Annotated in this window: 20 protein-coding genes and 1 pseudogene; 8 read left to right on the top strand and 13 right to left on the bottom strand. The window is 60.7% G+C overall.

The window, feature by feature from the left end:
* The first annotated feature begins 5 nt into the window (after window positions 1-5).
* The 5 genes from FZ934_RS00520 to FZ934_RS00500 all read left to right on the top strand — a co-directional run bounded on the left by FZ934_RS00520 (window position 6) and on the right by FZ934_RS00500 (window position 4,286).
* Entirely contained in the window at window positions 6-947 is a 942-nt protein-coding gene (locus FZ934_RS00520) for a FliM/FliN family flagellar motor switch protein (RefSeq protein ID WP_153269459.1), read from the top strand.
* Window positions 948-1,009: 62 nt separating this feature from the next.
* Window positions 1,010-1,564 (top strand): flagellar motor switch protein FliN, encoded by a 555-nt coding sequence (fliN, locus tag FZ934_RS00515; protein WP_153269458.1) that lies wholly within the window; start codon window positions 1,010-1,012, stop codon window positions 1,562-1,564.
* Between the two features lie 29 nt (window positions 1,565-1,593).
* Window positions 1,594-2,634: a flagellar motor switch protein FliG gene (gene fliG / locus FZ934_RS00510; protein ID WP_153269457.1), complete on the top strand. Its 1,041-nt coding sequence runs from the start codon at window positions 1,594-1,596 to the stop codon at window positions 2,632-2,634.
* 127 nt (window positions 2,635-2,761) lie between these two features.
* The gene (gene flhB / locus FZ934_RS00505) at window positions 2,762-3,841 is read left to right on the top strand and encodes a flagellar biosynthesis protein FlhB (protein ID WP_153269456.1); all 1,080 of its coding nucleotides are present in this window, start codon (window positions 2,762-2,764) and stop codon (window positions 3,839-3,841) included.
* Between the two features lie 4 nt (window positions 3,842-3,845).
* Window positions 3,846-4,286 carry a hypothetical protein gene (locus FZ934_RS00500; protein ID WP_056817581.1) on the top strand — a complete coding sequence of 147 codons (441 nt, stop codon included), beginning with the start codon at window positions 3,846-3,848 and terminating at the stop codon, window positions 4,284-4,286.
* 27 nt (window positions 4,287-4,313) lie between these two features.
* Here FZ934_RS00500 and visR read toward each other — a convergent pair whose 3' ends face one another.
* The 13 genes and pseudogenes from visR to FZ934_RS00435 form a co-directional block, all read right to left on the bottom strand.
* Entirely contained in the window at window positions 4,314-5,060 is a 747-nt protein-coding gene (gene visR, locus FZ934_RS00495) for a transcriptional regulator VisR (RefSeq protein ID WP_153269455.1), read from the bottom strand.
* 12 nt (window positions 5,061-5,072) lie between these two features.
* A complete protein-coding gene (gene visN, locus FZ934_RS00490) occupies window positions 5,073-5,819 on the bottom strand; it encodes a transcriptional regulator VisN (protein WP_153269454.1) in 747 nt (248 codons plus the stop codon).
* A gap of 309 nt (window positions 5,820-6,128) precedes the next feature.
* Window positions 6,129-7,817: a flagellar basal-body MS-ring/collar protein FliF gene (gene fliF / locus FZ934_RS00485; RefSeq protein WP_153269453.1), complete on the bottom strand. Its 1,689-nt coding sequence runs from the start codon at window positions 7,815-7,817 to the stop codon at window positions 6,129-6,131.
* Between the two features lie 105 nt (window positions 7,818-7,922).
* Window positions 7,923-8,315, bottom strand: coding sequence for a chemotaxis protein CheT (gene cheT / locus FZ934_RS00480; RefSeq protein ID WP_153269452.1), 393 nt, complete (start codon window positions 8,313-8,315; stop codon window positions 7,923-7,925).
* Between the two features lie 12 nt (window positions 8,316-8,327).
* Window positions 8,328-8,882: a chemoreceptor glutamine deamidase CheD gene (cheD, locus tag FZ934_RS00475; RefSeq protein ID WP_113364941.1), complete on the bottom strand. Its 555-nt coding sequence runs from the start codon at window positions 8,880-8,882 to the stop codon at window positions 8,328-8,330.
* Window positions 8,879-9,268: a response regulator gene (locus FZ934_RS00470; RefSeq protein ID WP_113364942.1), complete on the bottom strand. Its 390-nt coding sequence runs from the start codon at window positions 9,266-9,268 to the stop codon at window positions 8,879-8,881. The genes cheD and FZ934_RS00470 overlap by 4 nt, the downstream gene beginning before the upstream one ends.
* Window positions 9,268-10,311: a protein-glutamate O-methylesterase CheB gene (gene cheB / locus FZ934_RS00465; protein ID WP_153269451.1), complete on the bottom strand. Its 1,044-nt coding sequence runs from the start codon at window positions 10,309-10,311 to the stop codon at window positions 9,268-9,270. The genes FZ934_RS00470 and cheB overlap by 1 nt, the downstream gene beginning before the upstream one ends.
* Window positions 10,308-11,218 (bottom strand): annotated as a pseudogene (gene cheR / locus FZ934_RS00460) (protein-glutamate O-methyltransferase CheR). Before cheR ends, cheB begins: the two are co-directional and overlap by 4 nt.
* The gene (locus FZ934_RS00455; RefSeq protein ID WP_153269450.1) at window positions 11,215-11,682 is read right to left on the bottom strand and encodes a chemotaxis protein CheW; all 468 of its coding nucleotides are present in this window, start codon (window positions 11,680-11,682) and stop codon (window positions 11,215-11,217) included. Before FZ934_RS00455 ends, cheR begins: the two are co-directional and overlap by 4 nt.
* A 4-nt stretch (window positions 11,683-11,686) precedes the next feature.
* Window positions 11,687-13,954 carry a chemotaxis protein CheA gene (locus FZ934_RS00450; protein WP_153269449.1) on the bottom strand — a complete coding sequence of 756 codons (2,268 nt, stop codon included), beginning with the start codon at window positions 13,952-13,954 and terminating at the stop codon, window positions 11,687-11,689.
* Between the two features lie 17 nt (window positions 13,955-13,971).
* Complete coding sequence (cheY1, locus tag FZ934_RS00445; protein WP_065689475.1) at window positions 13,972-14,337, bottom strand: chemotaxis response regulator CheY1; 366 nt, start codon at window positions 14,335-14,337, stop codon at window positions 13,972-13,974.
* Entirely contained in the window at window positions 14,334-14,630 is a 297-nt protein-coding gene (locus tag FZ934_RS00440; RefSeq protein ID WP_153269448.1) for an STAS domain-containing protein, read from the bottom strand. The genes cheY1 and FZ934_RS00440 overlap by 4 nt, the downstream gene beginning before the upstream one ends.
* Window positions 14,631-14,693: 63 nt before the next feature.
* Window positions 14,694-16,304, bottom strand: coding sequence for a globin-coupled sensor protein (locus tag FZ934_RS00435; protein ID WP_153269447.1), 1,611 nt, complete (start codon window positions 16,302-16,304; stop codon window positions 14,694-14,696).
* 648 nt (window positions 16,305-16,952) lie between these two features.
* Here FZ934_RS00435 and FZ934_RS00430 point away from each other — a divergent pair.
* The 3 genes from FZ934_RS00430 to secD all read left to right on the top strand — a co-directional run bounded on the left by FZ934_RS00430 (window position 16,953) and on the right by secD (window position 21,608).
* On the top strand, window positions 16,953-18,374 hold the full coding sequence (locus tag FZ934_RS00430) for a glycosyltransferase family 39 protein (RefSeq protein ID WP_153269446.1): 1,422 nt from the start codon (window positions 16,953-16,955) through the stop codon (window positions 18,372-18,374).
* Between the two features lie 226 nt (window positions 18,375-18,600).
* On the top strand, window positions 18,601-18,963 hold the full coding sequence (locus tag FZ934_RS00425; RefSeq protein WP_246737821.1) for a hypothetical protein: 363 nt from the start codon (window positions 18,601-18,603) through the stop codon (window positions 18,961-18,963).
* Between the two features lie 92 nt (window positions 18,964-19,055).
* Complete coding sequence (secD, locus tag FZ934_RS00420) at window positions 19,056-21,608, top strand: protein translocase subunit SecD (RefSeq protein ID WP_153269444.1); 2,553 nt, start codon at window positions 19,056-19,058, stop codon at window positions 21,606-21,608.
* Window positions 21,609-21,699: the final 91 nt, after the last annotated feature.

The raw sequence follows: 21,699 nt of genomic DNA, 5'->3' as shown, positions 1-21,699 counted from the left end.
CCCATATGAACGCTCAACTCAAAACAAAACCCGTCATCGACGAAGCCCTGCTGGCAAAGCTGACCGGTCGGCTCGGCGACAAGGCGACGGTCGAAAAGCTCTGTGCCGCCTTCGGCGACGTCTACTGCGAGTTCCTGCCGGACGTCATCAAGAGCGAGACCGGCCTCGACGTCGAGGTTGCCTATCTCGGCTGCCACAGCGGCCACAGGAACGACCTAATCGCGGATCTCGGCGACAGCCATACGCTCGTCAACGCCTCGCTGCGCAACTGGTCGCAGGACATCACACTTGCCTGCGGCAACGGTTTCATCATCACCCTGATGGAACATCTGCTCGGCGCATCGCCTGACACGGTCGAGCAGCCTGCCGATCGTATCCTTTCGGTGATCGAGCTTGAGCTGGCAGTGACGGTGTTCGAGAAGATCGCCAACGTCCTGCGCTCGGCAGTCGACGCGCCTGGCGGCTTCGAACCCGCCCTCGAACTTCCGCATGCGATCGAAGACAGGCCGAAGCCCGCCGAGGACAAGCCGGACGAATTCGCAGCCGCGATCAACATGTCGATCAAGCTGTCCGGCATCACGTCCGAGTTCGCGCTGATCGTACCGCAGTCTGCGCTTCTGAAGACGACCGTTACGGCACCGCGCGCGAAGAATCAGTCTGCCAAGTCATCGGAGTGGACCGACCAAATCACGGAACAGGTTCGCCGTTCCCAGGTCACTCTCGACGCAAAAATCCGTCTGCAGGAGCTGACGCTTCGCACCATCTCGAAGCTCGCGGCAGGCGACGTAATACCGTTCCACGACAATGGAGACGTCCGTGTCGACGTCAGCGCCAACGGCAAGGAACTGTATGTCTGCGAGTTCGGACGGTCCGGCGAGAATTATACCGTCCGGGTCAAGGATACGATCAATTCGGATGACGACCTCATCCGGCACCTGATGAATTAGTCCATTTACACCTGCCTGCCTCAAGGCAGGTTGAGGCAAGTTTCAACTGGAATAGTGATTTCATGGCGACGAAGAAGACACAGCAGAACAGCGATCTCTCACCAGAGCTCCCAGGCAACGAGGCCGAGCTCGATCAGGCTATCGACGACCTGCGCGGCGTTCTCAAGACCGATGCGGACGGTGGTCTGCCGGAGTTCGGCGACGATGCCGCGTTCGGAGGCACGGATCTCGCAGCTTTCGGCGGTGACCTCGGTGGTTCCGACGACAATGCGTTCGGCGGCGATTTCGGCGGTTCGTCCGATTTCGGTGATTCGTCCTTCACGACGTCCGGCGGACAGCCGGCGCCGCTCGGAAGCGCGATGCAGTCGAACCTCGACCTGATCATGGACATCCCGATCGATGTTCAGATCATGCTCGGAAGCAGCCGGATGCAGGTTTCGGGTCTGATGAACCTGAACGAAGGTGCAACGATCGCGCTCGACAAGAAGATCGGCGAGCCGGTGGAAATCATGGTGAATGGCCGCAAGATTGCTCGCGGCGAGATCACCGTTCTTGAAAATGACGACACGCGTTTTGGCGTAAAACTGATAGAAGTTCTGAGTACCAAGAAAGCCTGATCCCGGTGCAGGGACGGAGAGGTTAGACCATGATGGACTTTGACGATTTCGGCGGCGCTCTAGCCGAGAAACCGTTGACCCAGGCTGAAAAAGCAGCAGCCGTTCTCCTCGCTATGGGGAAAGGGGTTGCAGGCAGACTGTTGAAATATTTCACGCAGGCAGAGCTGCAGACGATCATCGGATCGGCCCAGACCCTGCGCGCCATTCCGCCGGATGAACTTCTGCAACTCGTTGCGGAATTCGAAGACCTCTTCACCGAGGGCGCCGGTCTGATGGATAACGCGCGGGCCATCGAGAGCATTCTCGAAGAGGGCCTTACACCCGACGAAGTCGACAGCCTGCTTGGTCGCCGCACGACTTTCCAAGCCTATGAAACGTCCATCTGGGACCGCCTCGGCGAAGGCGATCCCGCCTTCATCGGCAAGTTCCTGCTGCGCGAGCATCCGCAGACAGTGGCCTATATCCTCTCCATGATGCCCTCCTCCTTCGGCGCCAAGGTTCTGATGCAGATCCCGGACAGCCGCAGAGCCGACATCATGAACCGTACCGTCAACCTGAAGGCAGTCAGCCCGAAGGCGGCGCAGATCATCGAGAAACAGGTGATGTCGCTGCTGGCGGAAATCGATGCCGAGAAGAACGCAATCGGCTCGACGAAGGTTGCCGAACTCATGAACGAGATGGACAAGCCGCAGGTCGATACCTTGCTCACCTCGCTCGAATCGATCAGCCGCGAATCGGTCAACAAGGTCCGCCCGAAGATCTTCCTCTTCGAAGACCTCATGCTCATGCCGCAGCGCAGCCGCGTCATGCTGCTCAACGATATCTCCGCGGATATCCTCACGATGGCGCTTCGCGGCGCCTCGGGAGAGATGCGCGAAATCGTTCTCGCCTCGATCAGCCCGCGCCAGCGCCGCATGATCGAATCGGATCTGCAGAGCGGCACTACCGGCATCAATCCTCGCGAGATCGCGATTGCCCGTCGCGCCATCGCGCAGGAAGCGATTCGCTTGTCGAACTCCGGCCAGATCCAGCTCAAGGAAACGGAGGCCGGCGGCGCCGAGGCCGCCTAAGGCGCTCTTGTTGTGCACAGAACGACTGCGGGCGGTTCGGCCGCATTGATCGGATGTCCCGTCCCAGCTATTTTTGAAAAGGCCGCGCTCAGGTGCGGCTTTTTCTTTTTGATGGAGAGCAGCGACCTTGGCCGATGACGACAAGGACAGCAAAACAGAAGACCCGACCCAGAAAAAGAAAACCGACGCCGCAGACAAAGGTAATGTGCCTTTCTCACGCGAGCTGCCGCTTTTCGCCACGGTCCTTGCCAGCTACGTCTACCTGATATTCTTTCTGCCCGACGCACTCACTCGCACGGGCGCGGCGCTGAAGGATATCTTCGAGCAACCGGACCAGTGGAAGATCGAGACCGGGCCCGACGTTATGTCGCTTTTTGTCCATCTCGGCTGGGTTTGCGCCGCCCTCCTGGCGCCGGCAATGATTCTGTTCATGGCCTTCGGCGTCGCGGCTTCGGTCGCCCAGAACATGCCGCGACCGGTTCTCGAACGCATCCGGCCGCAATTCTCGCGAATCTCGCCTGCCAAGGGCTTCACGCGGATGTTCAGCCTGCCTGGCCTGATCGAGTTCGGTAAATCGCTCGTCAAGATCTTGATCGTCGGCGTCGTCATGTTCTTCATCATGAAGAGCGAGTATTTCAGCGCGATCGACGCGATGTTCTCCGACCCCTCGACCATCTTCACCCGAATGATGTCGGGCATGCAGAAGATTACCATCGTCGTTCTCATCGCAACGGCCGTGGTGGCGATCGCCGACTTCTTCTGGACCCGCTATCACTGGTTCTCCGAGCTGCGAATGACGCGGCACGAAATCAAGGAAGAAAACAAGCAATCCCAGGGCGACCCCTTCGTCAAAAGCCGCCAGCGCTCGGTGATGCGCGACCGCGCACGCCGCCGGATGATTGCCGACGTTCAACGCGCCACGCTTGTCATCGCCAACCCGACCCACTTTGCCGTGGCGCTGCGCTATGTGCGCGAAGAAAACGACGCTCCTGTCGTCGTTGCCAAGGGACAGGACCTAATTGCGTTGAAAATCAGAGAGATGGCCGAGTCGAACGGAATTCCCGTTTTTGAAGATCCGCCGCTCGCACGCTCCATGTTTGCGCAAGTCTCGGTGGATAGTGTGATCCCGTCTGTATTCTACAAGGCAGTCGCCGAACTCATTCATCGGGTTTACGCGGCGAAAGCCAAGAACCAACGGGTAAGATAGCCGAATGAAAAAATGCCCCTACTCTACCCAGCGCGAGAGAATTCTTGCTGAAGCAATCAGCCCCGTGGCGACGGAGCTTCGTCTCCTCGATGCCTCGGACCTGATTTCGATCCTGCGCTTTGAGTACTACGGCAATCTTTCCGATCTCGTATCCTCGGCAGCAGAGATGTTCTTCCATCCCGGCACCGTCAATTTCGGCCATGGCGGCAGCTATACGCTGGAATGGGGTGGCAAGCCGGAGGTCGTTATCGATCTCGAGATCAAGCCACGCGGCGTCACCGTTTACGCCCAGCTGACGCTCGCCGCCGAACACGCCGGCATCGAGATCAACCACATCGCGTTCGAAAACCCTTCCGTCGATCCTGACGAGAACACGGCTTTTCTGGAACGGAGCCTACTGCAATCGCGCTACATCGCGCCATCGCTCCAGGCGCTCGCCAGCTAACCTCAAATCACCGTCGCTAATCTGATCTCAGCTGATATAGCCGAGCCGGATTGCCTTTGCGATTGCCTGAATTCGGTTGACCGAATCCAGCTTGATGGTTGCCGAGCCGAGATAGGCATTGACGGTGTGAACCGAGAGGCCGAGCTTCTCGGCGATCTCTTCGCTGATCCGGCCGTCGCCAGCAAGCTGCAGGCAGGCAATCTCGCGCTCGCTCAGGGCCTCGGCGGCGCTGACGCGCCGCTCGTCGAGCGAAAGCAGGTCGATCATGATGTGGCAGGCACGTCCGTGCAGCTCGACGATCATGTCGCTCGGGGGATCGAGATCATCGCCGGCGAAGATGACGAAGCCGTTGCCGATTGCGCCCAGCCGAACCGGGAACGCCATGCCGGAGAATGGCACGAGACCGGCCGCCAGGCGCTCCACGAACGGCGCCATTCCCGATGCACCGGGAACGCCAGCATCGTGGCTGCCTGCCCAGGTGAGCGGCAGCAGCGACTTCTCGATGTGTTCGAGCAGAGCGTCGCCATGGGCGTCGACGAAGCCCTTGCAGGCACCAGCGTTGGTGGCACCCCAGTTCTCAAGCTCGCAGACCAGGCGCTGCTTGGCAGGAAGGCCAGATCCATTGACGCGAAAGACAGCGAAGTTCTGCGCGTCGGCCAGCTTCTGCATGGCGATCAACCGCGGGAAGAGATCGGAGCGGCTCGTCACTTTGCCGACGCGCACGCCCCGTGATGTCTCTGGGGTGCCGATTGTCCTGCTGGATGGTTGCGCCATTGGGCTGTCCCCTTAAACGAGATTGTTACGGACAGCGAAGGCAATGGCTTCGGAACGTGTTTTCGTTGCCGTTTTCCGCATGACGCTGGTGATGTAGTTGTTGATTGTGTTGCGCGAGATGCCGAGGATCATGGCGATTTCGTCGCTGGTCTTGCCCTCTGCGATCCAGAAGAGGCATTCCAGTTCGCGATCCGTCAGTTCGAAATCCCGATCGCTCTTGGCCACGCCGCACTGCAGCAGGCTGGTGAAATAGGCCGTCAGCAGGCCGACGTCCCGCAGCCGCTCCTGCGAGAGGATGAAGCCATCATCGAACAGGAACATCAGGGCGAGCCGCGAGCGGCCGATATTGAAGAGGAGAGAGCAATACTGCTGGCTGGCGCCATCGGGAACGTCTGCGGTCTCCGGCAGCAGCGCAAACTGCGGTCGGAAGAGCTGCATGCACTTCTCGAGCTCCGTCGCCCGCGCAAAGCCGCCCACAAACGTTTCCGCCAGATTGGTTACCAGATCGAACGGCCAGTCGGACGACACCACGAAGTCGAGGCCAGCTTCCTGCACGAGGTCAGCGCGCGCAAGCAGGTAATGCGATGCGCCCACATAGTCGGTCAGGATCCGAAGCCCAGGCTGCAACCTACCCGTGCCGACAGCCTCGCTCAACTGACAAATAAGTTCGTCGCGTGATGACAAGTTGGTTGCGGCAAGGCCAACGAAGTTTGCCGTGTGCGTATCGCTCTTGAGAGCTTGCAATATATGCATGTCCATTGGCAAATCCTGCGGCTGAAAACCATCACGGCACAAATTCGATCCGCGGTTTTTTAAACAGATATGCAGCTTCTCCGCGAATCATCCAAGATTACGACAGGCACTAAAAAGTACCATCTCCGAGTTCTTGGGATTTACTTTGGCTACATTTTGTGCGCCGATTCGCACATCGATCTAAATCGTTAAAAGCATATTAAAATTAGGATGATTCTAGGTCGGCTGGCAATACGATTCGCGTTTGACGCGAATCGCGCCCTGTGGATGGCGACAATTAAGCAACAAAAAAGGGCCGGTTTCCCGGCCCTTTGCTTAGGCAGCGTTCTCGACTGCCCATTTCCTGAGGATTTTCGCGGCGCGCTCCTCGTTGATTTCGACCATCCTCGAAAGCTTGCGCTCCGGGCCTTCCTTGACGCGGCGGTTGAAGTTGCCGTCGTCGTCGCCAAGGCTGAGCAGATCTTCCGTGCTGTCGAAGCCGAAGTCCGATCCGAAGCCTTCCATGAGGGCGCCGGAACCTTCGCCGCCAACCGCAGGTGCGAAATCGGGCAGCTCCAGGCCGGCACTTTCCACCGAGGTGTCGCCACCGATCGAGGCGCCGCCCGTCATGCTGCGGACCATCGGACGGACACCCATCCAGATGACGAGGAATGCGACGGCGACGAAGGCCAGCGAGTTGATGATGCCTGCGAGGTTGCGGCTCAGCATGTCCATGACGCGGACGCCGCTGCCGGTGTCTTCGAGAAGCTGGTTCTCGAGGAAGTTCATCGCCGTGACGGTAACAACGTCGCCGCGGGTTCCGTTGATGCCGGCAGCCGACGCCACGATCTTCTGCATCTCAGCGAGGTAGGCGTCGATCTTCGCCTGGTCGGCCGGTTCGCCAACCATCTGGGCGATACGGCCCTTGTTGACGACGACGGCGATGGAGAGCTTGTCGACGCGATAGCTGTTGCGCGTGGTCGCGGTCGTCTTGCTGTTGATCTCGTAGTTGGTCTGCTCTTCTTTCTTGTCAGACTTGTCCTGCGATTCCGGTCCGTTGCTACCACCCGAGTCCGGTGCGGCCTGCGGAACGTTCTGCTCCACGGTCGTTGCGTTGTCGGACTGCTTCTGCTGCGACTGCGAGGCTTCCTTGGTCGTGCGGATGGAGCGCTCGACCTTGGATTCCGGATCGTATGTCGTTTCCTGGATCTGCTGGCTGTCGGTGTTCAGTTCCGCGGTGACGCTGGAACGGAAGTTGTCCATGCCGAGGAACGGTGCGAGCGCCTTGTCGATGTTGGACTCGACCTCGCCCTGGACGTTCTGCACGATGGTGAGCGAACGGTTCAGGGTGTTGTTGCTCGCGTCGTCGCCGGAGGCGAGAAGCTGGCCGGCCGAATCGAGAATAGTGACGTCGCCGACATCGAGGCCGGGAACGGCGGAAGCGACGAGGTGACGGATGGAGCTTGCGGCGTTGCGGCCGGTCGCGGCGCTGGCGCGGATCATGACAGAAGCCGTCGGCTTCTGTTCAGCCTTCCGGAAGTTGCCGACTTCAGGCATGACGATATGAACGCGCGCTGCCATGATGCCGTTGATCGACTGGATCGTACGGCCGATTTCGCCTTCGAGGGCGCGGACGCGCGTGACTTCCTGCATGAAGGACGTCAGGCCGAGAGAGCCGACGTTGTCGAAGAGTTCGTAGCCGGCGTTGGCGCTGTTTGGCAGACCACGCTCCGCGAGAAGGAGGCGCGCCTTGCCGGTCATGCCGGCCGGAACGCTGATGCTGGCGCCATCAGTGCCGGTCTGAAAGGCAATATTCGATTCGGCGAGCGCCATGCTGATCTGGTTCAGATCGGCAGCGTCGAGGCCGACATAGAGCGTTTCCTGCGCAGGCTTGTTGACGAGAAGGGCCGCAGCCAAAATGAGAGCGACGGACACGACGCCTACGCCGGCTAGCGCCAGCAGCTTGTTCCGCCCTAGTGAGCTGAAGTTCTTAAAGACCTGAAGTAATTGATTTAACAGATTCATTCTGTTCTCGCACGATCGTCATCGACAAAGCTTGGCCTATTGCCTCATTCGGCTATAGACCTCGAAACTTGTGCGAGCGTTTCGTGATCGTGCGAGAAAGTTTAATCAGAAGAAGTCAAAGTCGCCTGCGGCCTTGTTGAGCGGCTGCGAATGCCCATGACGCATGGCACCGCCCAGCGCACGCTGCATTTCGCTCAACTTCACCAGGCTGAGGGCCGTCGCGACATCGACTACCCAGCTCTGCGGTATTTCGCCGGTGATGGTGTCGATGAACTCCGCGAGCCCGCGCGTCTTCTGGACGGCGAGGTCTATGCCCTGCATGACTTTCATGCTTTCGGGAGAATTGAGAAACGCGGCGCCGCCGCCGAGCTCCAGAAGTTGCGGTTCTATCCGTTCGATCAGGTAGGCGACATCATGCAACTCCGAAACGATCCGCATGAGAACGTCGGGGAGCGCTTCTGAAGGCGATGGCTGGTCCGTTTGGGTATTGAAGGTCATCCGTGTTTCGCCTCAGAAGAATTCGATGCTGCTTTCGACCGGCTTTTGCGGAGCCACCGGGCGCTGTTCGAGCGCGACGGTTCTCTGTGTTTCCGCACCCGTCAGGGGGTATTGCCGAGCCCGGCCGGAAACCGGCCAGTACTCAAGTTTGCGTCCGTGATCGCCACCCGTGCTGGAGCCCACGACAGGAATGCCTTCATCCTTCAGGAACTGCACGGCAAACGCGGCATTCTGCTCGCCGACGTTCGAGAACGTCGAGATCGTCTTTGCCCCGCCGAAGATCTTGGCCTCCAGGCGGTCGCGCCGCGCGCCCTGCTTCAAAAGACCGTTGATCAGCAGTTCCATCAGATGCACGCCGTAGCGCGTGGCATCGCCGCCGGTCATCGGCGTGTTGGCAGTGCCCGGCAGAAGAAAGTGATTCATTCCCCCAACGCCGGCCACGGGATCCCGAAGGCATGCAGCCACACACGAACCAAGAATGGTCGTCAAGACCGCGTTCGGATCATTCAGGACCTTCCATTCGCCCTGAATGATGTGCACGCGGCGGGCCGCAACCTCGAGATTCATTTCAATGCTCCAAATACGGCTTCGATAGCCGCTTTCATCTTCTCGATCGTGAAGGGTTTGGCCAGCACGTTGTTGGCGCCCAATGCCGCAGCCTTTGTCACCAAGGCGCGGTCGCCCTGAGCTGTGAGGATGATAAAGGCCGCCTTCTTCGTCGTTGGGTTGCTTCGAACAGCCTGCAACAGCCCGAGGCCGTCCATCTTCGGCATGTTGAAATCCGAGATGACGAGGTGATGGGGCTGGGCGGCCATGATCTTCATGCCCTGTTCGCCATCGCCGGCGGCGGTGATCTGCTTGAAGCCGAGCTGGGTCAGCGCGTCGCTGAGCAGCAGACGGCTGGTGACCTGATCGTCGACGATCAGAACTTTGATTTTCTCTGCGATTGACATTAGTCAGTTCCTTCCTTTCGGGCGGCTGTCATTTTTAAGATTTCTTCGCCGATAGCGTTGAGGGGCAATTGCTGCTCGACGGCACCAAGTTCGTAAGCGACCCTGGGCATTCCGTAGACCACCGAGGTCTTTTCGTTCTGGCCAAGGGTGCGTGCGCCGGCGTGGCGCATCTTCAGGAGCCCCGCGGCACCATCGCGCCCCATGCCAGTCAGAATCACACCGACCGCGTTGCGGCCGGCCAGTTCGGCAACCGAGTCGAACAAGACGTCGACGGACGGCCTGTGACCGTTGACCGGATCGCGCTCGACAAGACGGCAGCAGGGAGCGTGCGCGCTCGTGACCTGCAGGTGGCGTTCGCCGCCCGGTGCAAGATAAATCTTGCCGATCTCGAGACGCGCGCCGTCGGTCGCTTCCTGCACGACAGGAGCACAGAGCCGGTTGAGGCGCTCCGCGAAGCTCTTCGTGAAGGTCGGCGGCATATGCTGCGTAATCACGGTCGGCGGGCAATTCGCCGGGAACTTCTGCAACACGGCGATCAGAGCCTCGACGCCACCGGTCGACGAGCCGATCGCAACGATCTTGCGTCCAACGCGGAAGTCCGCAACGGCGGGCGGCGGCGTAGCGGGCGCGGGCTGCGTATATTGACGGCGCTGCGACCGGGCAGCCGCCTTCACCTTCTCGGCGAGGTCGCCAAACGGACGTGCATCACCCGGCAGAGGCTTGCCGACGCAATCGAAGGCGCCGATTTCGAGTGCGGCCAGCGAGGCGTCGGCGCCGCGGTGCGTCAGCGTCGAGACCATGATGACGGGCATCGGGCGCAGGCGCATGATCTTCTCGAGGAAATCGAGGCCGTTCATGTTGGGCATCTCGATGTCGAGCGTTACGACATCGGGATTGAGCTTCTTGATCGCCTCGCGTGCCTCGAGCGCATCACCCGCCTGGCCGATGACGCTGACCTCGGGGTCGGCGCTGAGCACGGCGGTAATCAGGCCGCGCATGGTGGCGGAGTCATCGACGACGAGAACACGTGCCGGTACGCTCATGCCTTCCTCCCCACACCCTTGGTCGTGTAGCGATAGGTCGTGATGCCGATGTTGTCGAAGACGTTCTTGGCGTCGCCGGACACGCGCTCGGAATGGCCGATATAGAGGTGTCCGCCTTCGGGCAGCAGCTCGGCGAAGCGCGACCAGATTTTCATCTGGGTCGGCTCATCGAAGTAGATCACGACATTTCGACAGAAGATCACGTCGAACTTGCCCTTGAACGGCCACTGCGCCATCAGGTTCAGTTCGTTGTAGGTAATCAGCCGCTTGACGCGGTCGTCGACCTGAAACTTGCGCCGTCCCTGGACGTTGACTTCGCTGAACCACTGCTTGCGCATGGCAGGCGACACGGTTTCAAGCGCGCTCTCGTCATAGGCACCGGCACGAGCGATCGCCAGGATCTTCGGGTCGATATCGGTCGCCAGGATCTTGAAGTCGTAGTCGGCGATATTCGGCATCATCGACAGAACCGTCAGCGCGATCGAATAGGGCTCCTGCCCATCCGAGGAGGCAGCAGACCAGATGCGCACACGGCCACCCGTCTTGGCGCGATGCAGCAGCTCGGGCAGCACGTGATCACGAAGATGCTCGAAGTGATGGTTTTCGCGGAAGAAGCGGGTGAAGTTCGTCGTCAGATGCGAGAGCATCTCGCGACGTGGGGCTGCCCCGCCGGCGACGACACCAGTGCGCAATATTCCCGGAAGCCCGACAGGCCGAGATTGCGGATGTGCTTCGACAACCGCGAGTAGACGAGCGAGGCTTTCGTCTCGTTCAGGTAAATCCCGGCATCCGAGTAGATCATCGCGGCGATTTCCGTGAGGTCGCGGCGGGTCAGCGGATACTCGCCGCTCGCCAGTACCTCGTCCGGGCTGCCTTGCCGCGCATCCTTTGCACTCATGACATTCATGCAGCTTCGCTTTCGATATCCGGGAAAATCGCCTCGAGTTCGAGGAGGCAGATCATGCGCTTGTCGATCGCCAGGATGCCACGCGCGAACTGGCGCTGCAGTTCGGAAGCGATCTCAGGCGTTGGCTGCACATGTTCCTGGTTGACCGTCAGAATGTCGGACACGGCATCGACCAGCAGGCCCACCACCTTGCTGCGGACCTGCGCCACGATGATGACGTGGCGTGCAGTCGGTTCAGCGGCCTTCATGCCCAGGCGGGCCGAAAGATCGATGATCGGCAACACGGCGCCGCGCAAATTGATGACACCCTTCATGTAGGAAGGCGAGTGCGGCATGGCCGTTGCCGGCGTCCAGCCGCGGATCTCGCGAACCGACATGATGTTTACGCAAAACTCCTGATCCCCGACACGGAACGCGATCAGTTCGCGATCCGTCTCATTCAGACTTTTTACGGCGTACGACATTATCTCAACCCACTGCTGCCAGTGATACGTCCTGCTTCAGCGCTTGACCGCGCGAAGCACCGACCACTGCATCGACGTCCAGAATGAGCGCCACGCGGCCATCACCAAGGATGGTTGCGGCAGCGATGCCCGGAACATGCGTATAGTTCGCCTCGAGGCTCTTGATGACGACCTGACGCTGCCCCTGGATCGCATCGACCATGAGAGCGCGCTGCCCGCCACCTTCGGATTCGACGAGAAGGGCAACGCCTTCCACCGGATTGGCCTGGGTGGCGCGGAAGTTCAGGATGCGACCGACATCGACCAGCGGGCAGAAGCTGTTGCGGATCGAGATCAGGCGATGGCCCGCCCCGAAGGAGTGGATCGCGGCGGCTTCCGGCTGCAGTGTCTCGACGATAGCCGTCAGCGGCACGACCAGCGTCTGGCCTGCGACCGTAACGACCATGCCGTCGAGAACGGCGAGCGTCAGAGGCAGGCTCATCGTGAATACGGAGCCCTGGCCCGGCCTGGAGGTGATGTTGATACGGCCGCCGAGTGCCTGGATCGAACGCTTGACGACGTCCATGCCGACGCCGCGGCCGGAGATGTCGGAGATCTTGTCGGCCGTGGAGAAGCCCGGCGCGAAGATCAGGTTGTCGATTTCCTCATCCGTCAGGTTGGCGTCCGGCGAGATCAGGTCGTTGTCGATGGCCTTCTGCTTGACGCGTTCGCGGTTGATGCCCGCGCCGTCGTCCTGCAGTTCGATCAGGATGCGGCCGGAACGATGCTTCGCGGTCAGCTTGATCGTGCCCTCGGGATCCTTGCCGGCGGCGGTGCGCTTTTCCGGGCTTTCGATGCCGTGGTCGACGGCATTGCGGATCATGTGGGTCAGAGGCTCGGCAAGCTTGTCGATGACCGTCTTGTCGACTTCGGTGTTTTCACCTTCAGTGACGAGGCGGATCGACTTGCCGACCATGTCTGCGACTTCGCGGACGATACGCGACATGCGCTGGAAGACCGGCTTCACCGGCTGTGCGCGGATCGCCATGACCGAGTCCTGGATCTCGCGGGTGAGCTGCTGCAGCTCCTCGAGGCCCATGTTGATCGAAGACGTGCCGGTCGTGTCATTCTCGATGACGCTCTGCGAGAGCATCGCCTGGTTGATGACGAGCTCGCCGACGAGGTTGATCAGGCGATCGACGCGGTCGAGGTCGACGCGGATCGTCTGACCGGCACCGGCGGCGGCGTTGTTCTGCGCAGCTGCGGCTGCATTTGCGGCAGCAGCGCTAGCGGTTTCCTTCTTTTCAACACGAGCCGCGGCAATCTGTGTGACGTTCGACGCTGTTTCGGCGGCGGCCACGGCAGCAGCTGCGTCGCTCTTCGGCTGTGAGACCGTGGTTTCAGCAGCGCCGTCATCGAGGATCGACAGATCGAAGGGAACCGGGATCATCGGCAGCTCTTCGGCGTCGGCGACAGCCGCCTTGGCTTCGGCTGCGGTGATCTGCAGGTCGCAGTCCCACTCGGCGAACTCGAACACCGTGCGGATCGCGTCCTCGCCCTTGTCGGTCTTGAGCGTGACGTTCCAGTAGAAGTAGGCGGCTTCCGGGTCGAGCTCATCGAGGCCCGGCAGCTCATCCATGTTGCAGTAGACGCTCATCTCGCCGAGACGCGAGAGATCGCGGAGCAGCAGCGTGGCGTCGTTGCCCTTGGAGTAGAGGTCCGAACGCGGCTTGAAGACGATTTCGTAGGCCGGCAGGTCGGAGCCCGCCTCCTCTTCGCCGCCGAAGTCATCGAAGGAGAAGGGAATTGGTTCGAACCCACTGTCGTCGGTCGGCTTCGGCGCAGGAGCGGCGGCAACAGGAGCCGCCTTGGGGGCCGGAGCCTCCGCGGCTGCGGAAGGCGTTGGCAGCTCGCCGTTGGCGAGCGCTTCCAGTTCCTTCACCAGGCCGCGGCTACGGCTTTCGTCAACGCTGCCGCCATCGCGGGCAGCGTTGGTCAGATCGGCCAGGACGTCTGCTGACTTGAGCATGACCTTCAGGACATCCTGGGTCGGCTCAAGCTTGTTGGAACGAACGCAATCAAGTGTGGTCTCGAAGACATGCGCGAAAGCGACGAGATCATCCAGACCGAAGGCGCCAGCGCCGCCCTTGATCGAATGGACGGCACGGAACACCGCATTGACGGTTTCCGGATCGCGATCGCCATCATTCATTTTCAGAAGACCGGATTCCAGTTCGGCGAGCTGTTCCTCGCACTCCTGGAAAAAGATCTCTTTGATTTCGTTCATATCCATAGGAGAAATTCCTGGGTTTAAGCGGTTACACGCTCAATCGCATCGATCAGCTTGGCAGGGTCGAAAGGCTTTACGATCCAGCCGGTCGCACCGGCCTGGCGCGCGCGGTTCTTCTTTTCCGCGTCGCTTTCGGTCGTCAGGACCAGGATCGGGATCGCGCGATACTTGTCGTTGCGGCGAACGCCTTCGATGAAGCCAAAACCGTCAAGGCGCGGCATGTTGATGTCGGTGACGATGACGTCGGGGTTGGATTCTTCCAGAACCTCGAGGCCTTCGATGCCGTCTTCGGCCTGGATCGTCTCGAAGCCCGCATTGTTGAGGGTGACGAGAAGCATGTTCCTGATCGTCCGTGAATCATCCACGGTAAGCACTTTTTTCTTCATTGCCGGATCTCCTTGGCGAGCAGATGGTGGATATCGACACCAATCAGCTGCATGGTTTTCTGAAATGCGTCCGAAGCCTTGCTGAAGGTGAACGCGAGGTTGTCCTGGTCCCAGGTCTTGGCGGCCGCCATGAGAACCTGCGCGCCGAGGGTGCCGACGCGCTCGACAGCCGAAGCATCAATGGAAAGGTCGCTGCCACGCAGCGACAGAAACTTGTCACGCATGGACGATGCTTCGTTTAGGTCGATGATCGCTGACAGGTTCAGCGTCTTCCCATTCTTCTTTGCTGCCATCAGCTTTCCCTTGTCCCCTGATCTTGGCCCCTCAAAGCTGAGCCGCGGTCATATTCCATTGTTTTAGTAAACATTTCGCCCTCCACCGAGGCCGATAGCCGGGCGGATGAAGTCCAATGAATCGTCCTGTTCCTCGAACGCCGCGACGGCTGGCTGCGGCTCGATGACGCGCCTCGCCTTCTGGTCGGCCTCTGCCTGCCGGCGGGCGATGCGGAACTCGCGCACCGTCTTGCCGAGCTCGACGATAACCGTATGCAGATCGTTTGCGCCGCCGGCCGAATGAAGCGCCGCACCGGCCGAACTGCCGAGCCGCGCACCCAATCCCCTGACGTCGGACACCACGGTATCGAGCGCATCCGCATGTTCGCCGGCCTGGCCAGCGACGGTTGCGATTGCCGAGTTGATCTCTGTCACCTGGCGAACGATGTTGCCGATCGAATCCTGGGTGCGGCCAACCATCTGGACGCCGGCGTCGACCTGGGATTTCGTCGTACTGACCAAGGTTTTGATCTCGCGTGCCGCGTCGGCGGAACGCTGCGCAAGCGCGCGCACTTCCTGGGCAACGACTGCGAAGCCACGACCGGAATCGCCGGCGCGCGCTGCTTCGATACCAGCGTTGAGCGCAAGAAGGTTCGTCTGGAAGGCGATCTCGTCGATCGCGCCGATGATCTGGCCGATGCGCTCGGCGGATTTCTCGATATCGGCCATGGCGGATATCGCCCGACCGACGACCTGTCCGCTCTCCTCGGCGGCATGGCGCGTCGAGGCCGCAGCCTGCTCTGCGGCGCGGCTATTGGCTGCACCGCGGCGCACGCTGTCGGAAAGACCCGACAGCATGGAGGATGAGGCGACCAACTCTTCGGCATGGGCCGACGTGTCGGCTGCAATGCGCCGGCTTGCATCGCCAAGCGCCTGGACCGAGGTTTCGGCGGTTGCCGTGCGCTCGCTGATGCTTGTGAATTCGTGCTGGAGCGTATCGAGCGCGCCGTTCAGCGCTTCCGCTATCTCGCGATGGGCACTTTGCGGTTCGACTTCGGAGCGAACGGTGAGGTCGCGTTCCGCCAACCCGGCGATCACGTCGGCAAAAATGCTGACAACTTCAGCCTTGTCGGCGCTACGCTGGTCGGCAAGCTGCCGCTGCTGGGAAGCGCGCAAAGCATTGAAGCGCAGTGAAACGGCTATTTCGACATCAACCATGACGAGACGGATCACGGCCGTCATCAGGTCGGTGATCTCGCGTGCCCGACGCTTGGCGCCCGGCAGGAAGGGGCGTCCGGCAAGGTCGCTGGCGAGGCCCGAGACAATATGCTCAAGAACGACACCGTGGCCGGCGACATGCCAGCGCGGGTCGAGGCCCATCTTGCTTTCGGAATCGGAAAGGACTTTCACCCGCTCGGCATAGAGGCTGTCAAAGCGGGCATCCGTCAGCACATCCCAATGGGACGTCTGCAAATCATGAAGGCGTTCGACCTGCCGTTCGCTCTCGAAATTCCGGGCCGCGTCCGGGAAGGACTGGAGCCGCTGGAAGAGATCACGCAGGCCGACGGTGAGATGCTGCTGCAGAAGCAGGCGGTTGCGGCGCACGGTATCGCATTGATCGGCATCCAGGCCGACAAAGCGCAGGCGATCGCGCAGGCTACCTGCCTGTGCTCCTCGAGCCTGATCCGATGGCATGTCCTGCCCCAACGCCTGTCCCTAACCATGTGTCCGGACGCGCTTACGCCCGATCTGAAATCGCCTGCTTTGTCCAATGGTACACGGATAGGGTGGCAGCCCGACACCGGCCAAAGCGGCGACCACGGCTTCCCGATCAATGCACACTGCAAAGCTTCTTGAGAGATGGATACCGGATCGACCCGGTACGGCGGTACGGCGTCATGCCTGGTGGGGACGAGTCAAACTTCCCATTCCGACGTATCGTGCAATGTTTATGGTTAATTCCTTGCGTGAAAGTTAATGCGCATTTTATGAACACCTACTTTCGGAACGATGCGAATAACCATCTATGAATTACTGGGGCGGGCGTTGCCGCCTTGCTACAAGTTCGAAGCAAGCTTCGTGATATATGCCTCCCAATACCCTGACATGACGTCAAAAGGATTGGGCAATGATTGTTCTCGGACTGGGCTCCTGCTTCCTCGCCATCTCGGTTCTGGCGGCGGTCGCGATTCTCGAAAGCTTCGCAGCCAGCCGGGTCGCCCCTTCCCTTCGCGTCCTTTGAATTTCCGTCACAATTAATCGCTACGAGGGCGCCGGCCCTTGGCGCCGTGGTCGTGCCGATCGGAGATCGATCGGAGGCCGGTTCAATTGGAAATCCGGCTGATGTCTGCACGGCAAGGTCTTTTCGTCATCATCGCCTTCACGCTGTGGCGCGTGATTGCGCTTCACTTCGACACGACTGATCTGTTCGTCGACGAAGCGCAGTACTGGCTTTGGTCCCAGCATCTCGATTTCGGCTACTATTCGAAGCCGCCGATGATCGCATGGGTCATTCGCCTCATGACCGATCTCGCGGGATCGACGTCGATCTTCTGGATCAGGCTTTGCGGCCCGCTCGTGCACATGGCGACGGCTGTTGTTCTGATGAAGATCAGCAGACGCTTCATCGGGCCTGAGGTCGAGGGCTGGGTCGGAGCAACCTACATTACCCTGCCGGGCGTCGCCTTGTCGTCGGTGTTCTTTTCGACAGACGTTGTGCTGCTGCTCTTCCTGGCGATAGCGCTGTTTGCCTATTTCGGACTGCGCGAACGCCGGTCCGTAGCACTCGCGCTGGCAATGGGGCTGGGCGTCGGCTGCGCCTTCCTGTCCAAATATGCGATACTCTTCGTCGTTCCCGGCGGTCTTCTGGCACTGATCCTGTTGCCGACGGCCCGGATCTCCTGGCGCGATTTCTTCATAGCGGTGCTTACCGCCCTGCTGGTTGCTGCGCCCAATCTCTGGTGGAACGTCACGCACGATGCGACGACCGTCAGGCACACGACCGATATAGCGCACTGGGGCACGATCGGAATTGACCTTCGCCGCGGCCTTGAGTTCTTCGCCGCACAGTTCGGCGTCGTCGGGCCGATCGTGTTCGCCGCGATCCTCTGGGCAACCTATCGCGCCCTCAGGGGACGAAGCAACGCGTTCGAACAGCTGCTGATCTGGCTCTCGGTTCCGATTGTCGCGCTGATCACGCTTCAGGCGCTGATCGCCAAGGCTTATGCGAACTGGGCGGTAACGGCTTATGTGGCCGGAACGCTGCTTGCTGTTTGGCTGCTGCAGCGCCTGTGGCCGAAGGGCCTGCGCATTTCGCTCGGCATCAACGGTGCCGCAAGCGTCCTTTTCCCGCTGGCCACCATCTTTGCGCATCAGCTCGTCCTGCCCAATGGCGACGAGGTGATGAAACGCTACCTTGGCCGGAGCGAAATCAGCCGGGAAGCGGCCGATCTTGCGCGGCAGTCTGAAGTCTCGATCATCGTCAGCGACAACAGGGATCTGCTCGCGGACATGTTCCATACGCTCAGGGACCAGCCACTGACGATCTTTGCTCGGCCGCCGCAGGGCGCCCCGGAGAATTACTACGAGCAGACGTTCGCGCTGCCGGCAACCATCAGCCAGGATGTTCTCTTCGTGACGACCGAGCCCTTCAACTGCCCTTCCGGACAGCAGGTGATCCGGTCATGGCAGGGGACAGACGGCTACTATCGCGGCAAAGCCATCTCTGCATACAAGCTTTCGTCGAGCTGCCTTTCGGTCAACTAAGCTCGGCGCCCTGAGCGCACGAGACCAGGAAATTGCCATGGGCATGGTTGACCGGCTGGCTCAAGTGCATCATGACAGTGTGCGCTATGAAGACGAGGCCGAGACTGCTACAATCGCAGCCGAGGAAACGCCTTCTCCCGATAAAAAATGAGAGACTTTTGCGCCGTTGAGCCGGTACGAGGCTGAAAATCCAAACGATCACGAGATGAGGCTCGATGCGCGCCGCATGAGCAGTCGCGTTGCGCTCTCTCTGGTCGTCGCCATTTTCGCCTATCTTGGCCTGTTGCTCGGCGGCAGCCTCGTGATCGGCCCAACGCGCGGCCCGAACTCTGTCTCCTCGTCCAGCAAGGATGGCCAGCCGCTGCAGGTCAGCGTGCGAGACGTCGTCCGTGGCATTCTGGCCGCCGAGCGCAAGGCGACACCGAAATATGCTCCTTACGATTCCGGCAATGCCGTAGTCGGAGCAGTCCCTGGAATTGCGCTCCTTTCGTTTGGGGCGCCCGCCCATCCCGTCGCCTTCCATCCGCAGCTTCGCGCCGCCGATGGCAAGGCCTACGATTCGCACGGTCCTCCGGCGATAGCGGCATGAATGCGCGCCAATGCGGCGCTTTCCATTGCTTTTAAGACACGCCGCCTGTGCGAGGAGCGCAGGCTCAAGCGTTATCAAGGATAAACAACAACATGCGTAATTCACCATGGCTGGTGTTCACCTATACGGTGATCATTCTCCTCGGCATTCTGATCGCTTTGCCGAACGCACTGCCGCAATCGACGCTCGACCGTCTGCCCTCGTGGCTGCCACACAACCGCGTTTCGCTCGGTCTCGACCTGCGCGGCGGCTCGCATCTCGTTCTGGAAGTCGACGAAGCGGACCTGACCCGCGAACGTCTGCAGTCTCTCCTGCAGGATGCCCGTCGCGTCCTTCGCGAGAAGAACATCCAGACGAAGTCGATCGTCCGCAATCAGAACCAGATCGTCGTTACCCTGAACGATCAGGCCCAGACCGACAAAGCCGTCACGCAGCTGAAGACGCTCGGCAACGCCATTGCCACCGGCCTCAGCGCCGGCCAGTCGGATCTCGCCGTGACGACCAGCGGCAGCAATATTCTCGTGGCCTTCTCACCGGCTGGCATCGCGGCCAACGTCGACTCCGCCGTTCAGCAGAGCCTTGAAGTCATCCGTCAGCGCGTCGACCAGGTCGGCGTTGCAGAACCGACCATTCAGCGTATCGGCGGAAACCGCGTTCTCGTGCAGCTTCCGGGCGCACAGGATCCGTCCCGCCTTCGCCAGCTTCTCGGCTCGACCGCGAAGATGTCCTTCCACATGCTCGCCCCGAACAACCAGCCGGGACCGGGCGTGACGATGCTCAAGGACGAGCAGGGCAACAGCTATCCGGTTCTCGATCGCGTCGAAATCTCGGGCGACCGCCTGTCGGATGCCCGCGTCTCCTTCGACCCGAACACGCATGAGCCTGTTGTCAGCTTCCGCTTCGACAGCGCCGGCGCAACCCGCTTCGCCGACATCACCCGCCAGAACGTCGGCAATCCGTTTGCCATCGTTCTCGACGACAAGGTGCTGAGCGCGCCTGTTATCCGCGAACCGATCACCGGCGGCTCCGGCCAGATCTCCGGCAGCTTCTCGGCTGACAGCGCAACGACGCTTGCCGCCATGCTGCGCGCCGGCGCCCTGCCCGCCAAGCTCACCGTCATCGAAGAGCGCACCGTCGGTGCCGACCTCGGCGCGGACGCCATCAAGATGGGCATCTATTCGGGTCTCGTCGGCTTCGTGCTCGTCGCGGCCTTCATCTTCATCCTCTACGGCAAGTGGGGTTTCCTCGCGAACTTCGCGCTGCTCATCCACACGATCCTGACCTTCTCGGCACTAACGCTCGTCGGCGCAACGCTGACGCTGCCAGGTATCGCGGGTGTCGTTCTCGGTATCGGCCTTGCGGTTGACGCGAACGTTCTCATCAACGAGCGCATCCGTGAAGAGACGCGCAAGGGCAAGAGCGCCTTTGCCGCCATCGACACCGGCTTCCGCCGCGCTTACTCGACGATTATCGACGGCAACATGACGGCGCTGATCGCAGCGGCGATCCTGTTCTGGTTCGGCACCGGCCCGGTCCGCGGCTTCGCGGTCACCATGGCGCTCGGCCTGATCATCTCGATGTTCACATCGGTCGCCTTCGTTCGCGTCACAATGATCGAGATCACCCGTCGTCGTAAGCTCAAGGTTCTGAACATCAAGCCGCTGATCCCGATGATGTTCAACCCTTACGGCCGCCACATCCAGTTCATGAAGGCGCGCTTCTTCGGCGTGACGGTTTCGGCGCTTCTGTCGATCGCCTCTGTCGTCCTCTTCATCCATCCGGGCCTCAACTACGGCGTCGACTTCCGTGGTGGTATTCAGATGTCGGTGAAGACCGCTGAAGCAAGCGATCTTGGCCGCTTCCGCGAAGGCCTGAACAGCCTTGGCCTCGGCGAAGTGTCCCTGCAGTCCTATGGTGACAACAACACCATGGCCGTGCGTGCGCAGCGCCAGGATGGTGGTGAGGAGGCGCAGACTGCCGCGGTTGAAAAGCTGAAGGCGGAGATCGTCAAGATCGACCCGTCGGCAACCGTCACCGGCACCGACGTCATCGGTCCGAAGGTGAGCGGCGAGCTCGCATGGGCGGGTATCCTGTCTGTCGTCATCGCCAGCTTGGCGATGCTGTTCTACATCTGGTACCGCTTCGAATGGCCATTCGCAGTCGGCGCCATCGTCACGCTCATCCTCGACGTGACCAAGGCGATCGGCTTCTTCGCGCTGACCGGCCTCGACTTCAACCTGACGGCTATCGCGGCAATCCTGACGCTCGTCGGCTACTCCGTGAACGACAAGGTCGTGGTCTATGACCGCATGCGTGAAAACATGCGTCTCTACAAGTCGATGCCGCTGCGCGAAATCATCGACCGGTCGATCAACGAGACGCTGGCACGAAGCCTCTACACCAACGCGACGGCCTTCCTCGCCCTGCTGCCGATGGCAATCTGGGGCGGCAGCGCAGTCGAGAGCTTTGCTGTTCCGATGGTCTTCGGCATCCTCGTTGCCGGCGCATCCTCGGTCTTCATCGCAGCGCCGATCCTGCTCTTCCTCGGCGACTGGCGTCGCCGCCACGCCAAGGCAGCTGTGACAGTTCAGGCCAACGACGCGGAAATCCTTCCGCCCGAGGCAGGACGCAAGTCCGCAAGCTAAATTCAGGTTGTTATCGTGAAAAACATGCGGGCGCCGATTGCAGAACCGGCGCCCGCTTTTTATTGTCCGCGGCCTGGGGTTGGAGGATCGA

Origin of the sequence: Rhizobium grahamii (genome assembly GCF_009498215.1) — a bacterium.
Lineage (GTDB): Bacteria > Pseudomonadota > Alphaproteobacteria > Rhizobiales > Rhizobiaceae > Rhizobium > Rhizobium grahamii_A.
This window is presented reverse-complemented; position numbering and strand designations above follow the sequence as displayed.